Below are 10,106 nucleotides of genomic sequence, written 5' to 3' on the forward strand. Positions count from 1 at the left end.
AGGGTCCACTTGGGGCTGTTCATCTCCCGCTTGATGGCGCCCATGGCGGCAAAGCAGGGGGCGCACAGCAGGTTGAAAATCATAAAGGAGTAGGCGGCGATGGGGGTGAAGTGGGCGGCAATCTCCATAGAAGTGTTTCCGGGGAAGAGGATCCTGAGGGTGGAGACCACCTCCTCCTTGGCGATAAGGCCGGTGACCACGGCTACCGTGGCCTGCCAGGTGCCGAAGCCCAGAGGGAGGAAGAGGAAGGATACCGCGTGGCCCACGGCGGCCAGCAGGGAGTCGTTGTTATCCGCCACCATGCCGAAGCCGGCCTCAGTAAAGCCGAAGCCCTGGAGGAACCACAGGATGACGGAGGACAGAAGGATGACGGTACCGGCCCGCTTGATGAAGGACCAGCCCCGCTCCCAGGTGGCCCGCAGCACGTTGATGGCGGAGGGGGCGTGGTAGGCGGGCAGTTCCATGACGAAGGGGGCGGGATCGCCGGCAAAGATGCGGGTCTTCTTCAGAATAATGCCGGAGAGCACCACCGCCGCCACGCCGATGAAGTAGGCGGAGACGGCCACCCAGGCGGACTTGCCGAACAGGGCGGCGGCGAACATGGAGATGATGGGCAACTTGGCGCCGCAGGGGATGAAGCCGGTGGTCATGACGGTCATCTTCCGGTCCCGGTCCTGCTCAATGGTGCGGGAGGCCATGATGCCCGGCACGCCGCAGCCGGTGGCTACCAGCATGGGGATAAAGCTCTTGCCGGACAGGCCGAAACGGCGGAAAATCCGGTCCATGATGAAGGCGATTCGGGCCATATAACCCACGTCCTCCAGAATGGCCAGCAGCAGGAAGAGCACCAGCAGCTGGGGTACGAAGCCCAGCACGGCGCCCACGCCGCCCACGATGCCGTCCAGGATCAGGCCCTGGAGGACCTCGTGACAGCCCACGGCGGTGAGGCCGTTTTCCACCAGCACGGGGATGCCGGGTACCCAGGTGCCGTAATCGTTGGGGTCTGGCTCGGAAACGGTGAGGGCCTGCTGATAGGCCGCCTCGGTGACGGGGACCACGGTGGTCTCGCCGGTCTCGTCGTCGTAGAAGTACACCTCGCTGTCGCCGGCCTCATAGCCGGCAATCATGGCCTCGGCCTCTTCAAAAGCACCGGAGGCCTCCTCCCAGGCTTCCGCGTCGGCGGTGAAGGGGACAAACCAGCCGTCCCCAAACAGCCCGTCATTGGCCCAGTCGGTGCCTTTGGTGCCGATGGCGGCGGAGGAGCCGCCCATGGCGATGGTGTACACCAGGATCATCACCGCCACGAAAATGGGCAGGGCCAGGATGCGGTTGGTCACCACCCGGTCGATCCGGTCGGAGGTGCTCATGGCGTGGGCGGCGCGCTTCTTCTTTACCGCCCTGTTTACCACCGAACTGATGTAGGAGTAGCGCTGGTTGGTGATGATACTCTCGGCGTCGTCGTCCAGCTCGGCCTCACAGTCGGCGATGTGGGCCTCCAGATGCTCCCTCAGCTCGCCGGTGAGGGCCAGCTGCTCCAGCACCCTCTCGTCCCGCTCAAAGACCTTGATGGCGTACCAGCGGAGATAGCGCTCCTCCACCAAGTCGGAAATGGACTCCTCAATGTGGGCGATGGCGTGCTCCACACTGCCAGTGAACACGTGGGGCAGCTCTCCGGCCTTGTGGTTCCTGGCCAGAGCCACCGCCTGCTGAGCGGCCTCCATTCCCCCTTCGCCCTTCAGGGCGCTCATGGTCACCACTTGGCAGCCCAGGGCCTCTCCCAGCCGGTTCAGGTCAATCTCGTCCCCGTTTTTCCGCACCAGGTCGATCATGTTCACCGCCACCACCACCGGAATACCCAGCTCAATCAGCTGGGTGGTGAGGTAGAGGTTGCGCTCCATGTTGGTGCCGTCCACTATGTTCAGGATGGCATCCGGCCGCTCCTTCACCAGAAAGTTCCGGGCCACCACTTCTTCCAGGGTGTAGGGGGACAGGGAATAGATGCCGGGCAGGTCCTGAATCACCACCTCCTTGTGGCCTTTCAGCCTGCCCTCCTTCTTCTCCACCGTGACCCCGGGCCAGTTGCCCACGTATTGGCTGGAGCCGGTCAGGGCATTGAACAGCGTGGTCTTGCCGCAGTTCGGATTGCCCGCCAGCGCGATTTTCAGCTCCATGGTTTGACTCCCTTCTCTCACATTAGCTGCAACTAACTGCTGCGCCAAAAAAATACCGCCTGCGACGGTGGGGCTATCCGATTTCAATCATTTCCGCATCGGCTTTGCGCACGCTGAGTTCGTAGCCCCGTACGCTCAGTTCCATGGGGTCGCCCAGGGGAGCCACCTTCCGCACGTGGATCTCCACTCCCTTGGTAATACCCATGTCCATGATCCGGCGCTTGACCGCACCCTCGCCATGGAGCCGCTTCACCGTAACGGTGTCGCCCACCCTGGCGTCCTTTAAGGTCCTCATACCTCTGCTCCTCTCACACCAAAATTCGGTTGGCCATGCCCCGATCCAGAGCGATCCTGCTGTCCTTGACCTGAACAATCAGGTTCCCTCCCAGATCGCTGACCACCCTGACTGTCTCATCCACCACGAAGCCCAGCTCCGCCAGGTGCTGCCGGATCTCGTCCTTCCCGGTGATTTTGCGGATGATCACCTGCTCTCCCTGGCCGGCCATTGTCAGCGGCATCATGTTGCTCTCCTTTCTGAGATGGTTAGTCAGGCTAACTGCCTGGGAAAAAACAATGGTTAGCAAGCTCTAACCATCTGACTGGGTACGAGTTTACAACAACTAACCGCTTTTGTCAATCCCCATTTGGAAAAAATTTTGCCCCTTTCCGACGGGCCTTCCGGGGAAGGCTTTTCTTGGGCGGATGGCGGGGCCGGAAGCCGCTATCATACCCGCGAACGCTGCGAGGCTTTTTTGGCAAGCAAAAACGGCACTCCGTGTGGAGTGCCGTTTTCTGGAGCAGGTGACGAGGCTCGAACTCGCTACCTCCACCTTGGCAAGGTGGCGCTCTACCAGATGAGCTACACCTGCAAGCGACGAAATGTATTATATCCAATGCAGGTGCTGCTGTCAAGCGTTTTTTTCAATTCTCCTTCAAATTTCCGGCGCGTCCTCCCAGAGATAGCCCAGGGCCAGCAGGTCCTCGGCAGACCAGGTGGTACCGCTGCGGTCCCGGGAGAGATCCACATAGTGGGCGCCGTCGTCATCGGACAGCTGATTCCAGAAATGGGGGACGCCGCCCAAAGTTCCCTCGATCAAGGTGGAACCCACCCCCAGCTCTCCGGCCAGCAGCTGGAAGGCCAGGGCCAGGCCTTCGCTGTTCGCCCCGGCGCCCAAGATGGCATCCCAGGGGGTGGAGCCGCCGCCGGGAGCGTAGCTGACCGTCCGGGGCAGCAGGCTGAACAGCTGGGACAGCCGTTCGGCATCGCTGAGCTGCTGGGGCCGGGAGGTGGAGATGAGGGAGGCCAGCTGGTTCTGGAGCTGGGTGCTCTTTTCCCGCATGGTCCCCTCCTCCTCCGGGTAGGTGAGAAGGATCTCCACAATCCGCTGGGTGCCGCTGTCGGGGTAGAGGGTCACGGTACACTCGGGCATACCCATGGCGGTGGCAGGGGCGTCATAGTAGGCCTGCCGCACCAGATCGGCCACCGACCCTTCGTCCCCGGTGAAGTAGCCCACCCGCAGCACCAGCTCCGGCCGGTAGCCGGAGAGTGCCTCCGCCACCTCCTTGCGGATAGCGCTGGTGCTGGTGACGTTCACCAGGTTCTGCACCTGTTCCTTGGTATGGCGGTAGGTGATGGAGATCACCGCCTCATAGGTGGTGAGCACCCGGGTATAGCTGTTTTTGATAAAGTCCACCGCATAGGCCCCCAGCGGGTCGTCCTTGGCCACCTCCAGGCAGGCCCGGTTCAGATCCTCCTCCACATCGCCCAAATAGTCGGTCAGCTGGATCATCCCCTGCTCCATTCCCTGAGAGACCAGAAACAGTACGCCGTTGACCAGTTCGGAGTAGGTGCTCACCTGCAAGGTGGAGGAGTCGCCCGCCACCGCCGGCTGCTCCACATGAGGTTCCACCATCACATAGGAGCGGTCCAGCAGGGAGGAGCAGCCAGACAGGAGCAGGGCGAGGCACAGCGCCAGGCTCAGGGAGGCTCGTTTCACGCCGCAGCGCCCCTTTCCCGGTTAATAGCCCAGCTCCTGGCCGATGAGCACCACCTCGGAGCGGCCGATGCCGTTGGGCGCCTCCCACAGCACGGTGAGCGCCCGGCAGATCCGCTGGGGACTGTTGCAGTCGTAGCACCGGTCCCCCTTGGCGGCGCAGGGGGTGGCCTTTCCCAGCCGCTGGGCGTTTTTGGGGGAGGCCACGTTTCTGGCCCGCCACAGGGCCGCGTCGTAGTCAGGGGCCAGCTTGTTGCTTCCCACAAGGAAGTAGACCTCCTCATGGCCGAAGAGGGTGGAGGCCAGCCGGTTGCCGGTGCCGTCGATGTTGATAAGCTCCCCGGTCTCGGCCAGACCGTTCACCGAGGTGAGATAAACCTGGGCGGCGGCGGCGTCGGAAAGGGAGCCGTCCCTCCAGTGCCAGATGATCTGGTTGTGAGTCTCCAGCCGGCGGTCCAGCCCCATGTCCCGAATGGTGACCGAGCCGCCGATGCCGATGGTCCGGCCGTCCAGCTTTTTGTCCAGGTAGTCCGCGGCCTCCTCCGCCGTGGCGAAGCAGCTCACCGCGAAACCCCGCCGCTCCAGATTGGCTTTGACAGTGGTAAAGTCGTACATACAGCGTCCCTCCTTACAGCATGATGTCAGATGTCGTTTTGCTTATATTCCCGAAACCCGTCTCCCAGTACCTCGTGGGCTTCGCACACAATGAGAAAGGCGGCGGGATCGATCTCCTTGACGGCGCGCTTGAGGGCTACGATCTGCCGCTGCTTGAAAGCCACCAGCAGCACCTTTTTTTCCGCGCCTGAATAGGCCCCCTGTCCCTGGAGAACGGTTACCCCCCGGTCGATATCATGGATGATGGCGTCGGTAATCTGCTGGTGGGCGTCGCTGATAATATAGGCCACCTTGGCGTTGTCCAGGCCGTAGAGCACCCCATCCATCACCAGGGAGGAGATATACAGGGCCACCACGCCGTACAGGGCGCTGTACAGGCTGCGGAAGGCCAGAGCCACCGCCACGATCACCACCAGGTCTATGACCAGCAGCAGCTTGCCCATGGGAAGCCAGGCCAGCCGCAGCTTGAGCAGCCGGGCGATCAGGTCGGTGCCGCCGGTGGTGGCCCCCTGGAGGAACACCATCCCCAGAGAGCCGCCCATGAATACCCCGCCGAAGATGCAGGCCAGCAGAGGGTCCATAGGTTCAAACACCACCAGCAGGTGAATCAGATCGATAAATGCCGAGGAGAGAAACATGGCATACAGGGAGGATACCAGCAGGTGTCCCCCCAGAAACCGCCACCCCAGCAGAAACAGGGGAATGTTCAGGGCAATGACCACCCCGCCGATGGGCAGAACGGGGAAGAGGTGGTTGAGGATCTGACCCACGCCGGTGATGCCGCCGAAGCCGATCTGATTGGGATCGTAGCACCAGCAGAAGCCCAGCGCGTAGATGGCGGAGGCCAGAGTGATCCACAGGTAGGGCAAGAAATAGCGCTTGAGAAACCGGTCCATATCCATTCTCCTTCAGAGTTATTCCAGCAGGGTGAGCTGCTGCTCGCCCCGGTCCTCCTCCTTCAGGAGCATACCGGCCACCGGCAGGGAGCGGACCCGGTACCGGGCGGCGTTGACAATGGTGGCCTGAGCCAGGGGCCGGGCGTCCGCCACCCGCCACTTGGGCTTGAGGGTCATCACATGGACCCCCTGGGTGGCGCGGGTGGTTTTGGGGGTGAGGGCGGCGGTGTGGAACACCAGGCAGCGGCCCTCGGTGGAGGTCACCGCCAGCTCCAAGTCCTCCGCCAGGTGGAGGGCGGCGGCCAGGGGAGATTTGTCGGAGTAGGCTCCGGTCAGCTTTTTCCGCCGGGTCTGGGTCTGGTAAGCGGACAGCTCCACCCGGGCGGCCTTGCCGTTTTCAAAGAAGAAGAGCAGGCTGCCGGAGTAGTCGGCGGTAAGACAGGCCCACACAAAGCCCTCCCCCGGCTCCATTCCCAGCTTGGTGGGCAGAAAGTCTCCCAGCACGCTGGCCTTGGCGTCCTCAAAGTCGCTGAGGCGGGTTTTGTAGCACTGCTGTCTGTCGGTAAACACCAGCAGCTCGTCCCGGTTGCTCCCCTCCCACTGGAGGAAGGGGCCGTCCCCCTCCTTGTATTTCTGCTCCGAGCTCATCCGCAGGGACTGGGGCGTGATTTTCTTGAAGTATCCCTCCCTGGAGCAGAACACATGCACCGGATAGTCCGGCGTCTCGTCCTCCTCCTCCTGAGGACCGGCGGGCTGGTAGTCATACACAATTTCGGTGCGGCGGGGAAGGGCGTACTTCTTCTTTACCGCCCCCAGTTCCCCAATGATGATCTTTTTGATCCGGCCGGGGTTGTTGACAATGTCCTGAAGGTCGGCGATCTCCTCCTCCAGCCCGGCCACCTCCTCAATGCGCTTGAGGATGTACTCCTTGTTGATGTTGCGCAGCTTGATGTCCGCCACGTATTCCGCCTGGAGCTGGTCGATGCCGAAGCCGATCATCAGATTGGGGACCACCTCGGCGTCCTCGTCGGTCTCCCGGATGATTTGGATGGCCCGGTCGATGTCCAGCAGGATTTTCTTCAGGCCTTTCAGCAGGTGGAGCTTCTCCTGCTTCTTCTTCATCACATGGTAGGTGCGCCGGCGCACCCCGTCCATCCGCCAGGCGCTCCACTCCTCCAGAATTTCCCGCACCCCCATCACCCGGGGCATGCCGGCAATGAGGATATTAAAGTTGCAGGAGCAGGCGTCCTGAAGGGTGGTGGATTTGAAGAGCTTGGCCATCAGCTTGTCCGGGTCGGTTCCCCGCTTCAGGTCGATGGTGATTTTCAGGCCGTTCAAGTCGGTTTCATCCCGCATGTCGGTGATTTCCCGGATCTTGCCCCCCTTGATCAGCTCTGCCACCTTGTCCATGATGGCCTCCACCGTGGTGGTGTAGGGGATCTCATACACCTCAATGAGGTTTTCTCCCTTGAAATACCGCCACCTGGCCCGCACCTGGAAGGAACCCCGGCCGGTGTCATAGATCTGCCGCAGCGCCCCCTCGTCGTACAGCAGCTCTCCGCCGGTGGAGAAGTCGGGGGCTTTCAGGTATTCCATCAGGTTAACCTGGGGATTTTTCAAATAGGCCGCCGTAACGTCGCACACCTCCCCCAGGTTGAAGCCGCACAGGTTGGAGGCCATGCCCACGGCGATGCCCTGGTTGGCGCTCACCAGCACGTTGGGGAAGGTGGTGGGCAGCAGGGTGGGCTCCTGCATGGAGCCGTCATAGTTGTCCACAAAGTCCACCGTGTCCTGGTCGATGTCCCGGAACAGCTCGGTGCAGATGGGGTCCAGCCGTACCTCGGTGTACCGGCTGGCCGCCCAGGCCATGTCCCGGGAGTAGACCTTGCCGAAGTTGCCCTTGGAATCCACCAGGGGGTGGAGCAGGGCGCCGTAGCCCCGGGACAGACGCACCATGGTGTCGTAGATGGCGGCGTCCCCGTGGGGATTCAGCTTCATGGTCTGGCCCACCACGTTGGCGCTCTTGGTGCGGCTGCCCCCCAGCAGGTGCATCTGGTACATGGTGTACAGCAGCTTGCGGTGGGAGGGTTTGAAGCCGTCAATTTCCGGTATGGCCCGGGAGACGATGACGCTCATGGCGTAGGGCATGTAGTTGACTTCCAGGGTCTCGGTGATGGGCTGCTCCAGTACCTCGGGCCGCAGGCCCATCACGTTGGGGTTGCTGAGCTTTTTCGCCCCGTCCTCCGGGGCCTTCTTCTTAGCCATTTGGTTCCGTCCTTTTCAAAGGATTGCGCGCGGTGCGCGGCCTGACCGCCGGGGCGGCAGTCTGCCCCTCACGAGATATCCGCCAGTTCCAGGTATTTGTAGCCGTTTTCCGCGATGTGGTCCTTCCGGCCCTGGAGATTGTCTCCCAGCAGCAGGTCGAAGACGGCGGCGGTGTTGGCCGCGTCCTCTGGCATGACCTTGATGAGCCGCCGGGTGGCGGGATTCATGGTGGTGAGCCACATCATGTCCGGCTCGTTCTCGCCCAGGCCCTTGGACCGCTGGACCGAGCACTTTTTGCCCGAAAGCTCCCCGTTCACAATGTCGTTTTTCTCGGCGTCGGAATAGGCAAACCAGGTCTTTTCCTTATAATTGATCTCGTACAGGGGGGACTCGGCGATATATACGTATCCCCGCTGAATCAGGGTGGGGGTGAGGCGGTAGAGCATGGTGAGGATCAGGGTGCGGATCTGAAAGCCGTCGTAGTCGGCATCGGTGCAGATGACAATTTTATTCCAGCGCAGATTCATCAGATCAAAGGTGGCCATGTCCTTGGCGTGCTTGTCGTGAACCTCCACCCCGCAGCCCAGCACCTTCAAAAGGTCGGTGATGATCTCGCTTTTGAAGATCTTGGCGTAGTCGGCCTTCAGACAGTTGAGGATCTTGCCCCGCACCGGCATGATGCCCTGAAACTCCGCGTCCCGGCTCAGCTTCACGCTGCCCAGGGCGGAATCGCCCTCCACAATGTACAGCTCCCGGCGGGTGGTGTCCTTGGTGCGGCAGTCCACAAACTTCTGCACTCGGTTGGAGATGTCCATGGTGCCGGTGAGCTTCTTTTTGATGTTCAGCCGGGTGCGCTCGGCATTCTCCCGGCTGCGCTTGTTGATGAGCACCTGCTCTCCGATTTTGGACGCGTCCTGAGGATTCTCAATAAAATAGACCTCCAGCTGAGCACGGAGGAACTCGGTCATGGCCTCCTGAACAAATTTGTTTGTGATGGCCTTCTTGGTTTGATTTTCGTAGGAGGTCTGGGTGGAGAAGTTGCTGCTCACCAGCACCAGACAGTCCTCCACATCGGCCCAGGTAATCTTGCTCTCATTCTTCTGATACTTGCCCTGACTTTTCAAAAAAGCGTCGATACCGCCTACAAAGGCGGACTTTACCGCCTTCTCCGGGGAGCCGCCGTGCTCCAGCCAGGAGGAGTTGTGGTAGTGCTCAATGACCTGCACCGTGTTGGAAAAGCAGAAAGAGACCGACAGCTTTACCTTGTATTCGTCCTTGTCCGCCCGGTCCCGGCCCCTCCGCTCGGTCTGCCAAAACACCGGCAGGGTGAGGGGGTTCTCCCCCGCCAGCTCCTTCACGTAGTCCTCGATGCCGTTCTCATAGCGGAATTCGGTAGTCTCAAACTTCCCTTCCGCCTGATTGCGGAACCGGAAGGTGACCCCGGCATTGACCACCGCCTGCCGCTTGAGCACGTCCAGATAGAATTCCACCGGAATGTCAATGTCGGTAAACACATCCAGGTCGGGGAGCCAGCGGAACCGGGAGCCGGTCTTTTTGCCGCTGTAGGGCGTCTTTTTCAGCCCGCCCACATTTTCCCCCTTCTCAAAATGGAGGGTGTACTCGCAGCCGTCCCGGTGGATCACCGCGTCAAACCAGGCGCTGGCGTACTGGGTGGCACAGGAGCCCAGACCGTTGAGACCCAGGGAATACTCATAGTTGTCCCCTGTGTTGTTGTTGTACTTGCCGCCGGCGTACAGCTCACAGAACACCAGCTCCCAGTTGTATTTCTGCTCCTTCTCATTCCAGTCCACCGGGCAGCCCCGCCCGAAGTCCTCCACCTCGATGGACTTGTCCTCATACCGGGTGACGGTGATGAGGGCGCCGTGACCCTCCCGGGCCTCGTCGATGGCGTTGGACAGAATTTCAAACACCGCGTGCTGGCAGCCCTCCAGCCCATCGGAGCCAAAAATCACCGCCGGGCGCTTGCGCACCCGGTCCGCCCCCTTCAGGGAGGAGATGGAATCGTTGCCGTAACCTTTGACGGAATTGCTCTTAGCCATGGGACCTTCTTCTCACCTTTCCAAAAGCATGTGCTGTATTTTATTATAATATCGTATGTTTCCCGGACGTGTCAAGAAAACAACAGGGGCGCGGTGCTTCTGCAC

The 10,106-nt window shown here is 61.3% G+C and carries 8 protein-coding genes and 1 tRNA gene; all 9 read right to left on the bottom strand.

All coding sequences use genetic code 11. From position 1 onward, the window contains the following. Positions 1–2,171: ferrous iron transport protein B (gene feoB / locus Q0J74_RS08230; protein ID WP_297213154.1), on the bottom strand; the 2,171-nt coding region annotated here is incomplete at its 3' end. Positions 2,172–2,244: 73 nt separating this feature from the next. After that, positions 2,245–2,466 (bottom strand): FeoA family protein, encoded by a 222-nt coding sequence (locus Q0J74_RS08235; protein ID WP_297213157.1) that lies wholly within the window; start codon positions 2,464–2,466, stop codon positions 2,245–2,247. A 13-nt stretch (positions 2,467–2,479) separates the two neighbouring features. Then, complete coding sequence (locus Q0J74_RS08240) at positions 2,480–2,692, bottom strand: FeoA family protein (protein WP_297213160.1); 213 nt, start codon at positions 2,690–2,692, stop codon at positions 2,480–2,482. Between the two features lie 272 nt (positions 2,693–2,964). Continuing rightward, positions 2,965–3,040: transfer RNA gene (locus Q0J74_RS08245), tRNA-Gly, on the bottom strand. 63 nt (positions 3,041–3,103) lie between these two features. Then, positions 3,104–4,168 (bottom strand): hypothetical protein, encoded by a 1,065-nt coding sequence (locus tag Q0J74_RS08250; protein ID WP_297213162.1) that lies wholly within the window; start codon positions 4,166–4,168, stop codon positions 3,104–3,106. 21 nt (positions 4,169–4,189) lie between these two features. Further along, positions 4,190–4,780: a lactate utilization protein gene (locus tag Q0J74_RS08255; RefSeq protein WP_297213165.1), complete on the bottom strand. Its 591-nt coding sequence runs from the start codon at positions 4,778–4,780 to the stop codon at positions 4,190–4,192. A gap of 26 nt (positions 4,781–4,806) precedes the next feature. Then, on the bottom strand, positions 4,807–5,676 hold the full coding sequence (locus Q0J74_RS08260; protein WP_297213168.1) for a YitT family protein: 870 nt from the start codon (positions 5,674–5,676) through the stop codon (positions 4,807–4,809). Between the two features lie 18 nt (positions 5,677–5,694). After that, the gene (locus Q0J74_RS08265) at positions 5,695–7,941 is read right to left on the bottom strand and encodes a DNA gyrase/topoisomerase IV subunit A (protein WP_297213171.1); all 2,247 of its coding nucleotides are present in this window, start codon (positions 7,939–7,941) and stop codon (positions 5,695–5,697) included. A 68-nt stretch (positions 7,942–8,009) separates the two neighbouring features. Then, entirely contained in the window at positions 8,010–10,001 is a 1,992-nt protein-coding gene (locus Q0J74_RS08270) for a DNA gyrase/topoisomerase IV subunit B (RefSeq protein WP_297213174.1), read from the bottom strand. Between the last annotated feature and the right edge of the window lie 105 nt (positions 10,002–10,106).

The sequence above is a fragment of the uncultured Flavonifractor sp. genome, from assembly GCF_944387675.1.
Lineage (GTDB): Bacteria > Bacillota > Clostridia > Oscillospirales > Oscillospiraceae > Flavonifractor.

What these genes read in the sequence shown, in the direction of transcription:
- Q0J74_RS08235 (WP_297213157.1), bottom strand. Translation starts at nt 2,466, where the DNA reads ATGAGGACCTTAAAGGACGCCAGGGTGGGCGACACCGTTACGGTGAAG.
- Q0J74_RS08240 (WP_297213160.1), bottom strand. Translation starts at nt 2,692, where the DNA reads ATGATGCCGCTGACAATGGCCGGCCAGGGAGAGCAGGTGATCATCCGC.
- Q0J74_RS08255 (WP_297213165.1), bottom strand. Translation starts at nt 4,780, where the DNA reads ATGTACGACTTTACCACTGTCAAAGCCAATCTGGAGCGGCGGGGTTTC.
- Q0J74_RS08260 (WP_297213168.1), bottom strand. Translation starts at nt 5,676, where the DNA reads ATGGACCGGTTTCTCAAGCGCTATTTCTTGCCCTACCTGTGGATCACT.
- Q0J74_RS08265 (WP_297213171.1), bottom strand. Translation starts at nt 7,941, where the DNA reads ATGGCTAAGAAGAAGGCCCCGGAGGACGGGGCGAAAAAGCTCAGCAAC.
- Q0J74_RS08270 (WP_297213174.1), bottom strand. Translation starts at nt 10,001, where the DNA reads ATGGCTAAGAGCAATTCCGTCAAAGGTTACGGCAACGATTCCATCTCC.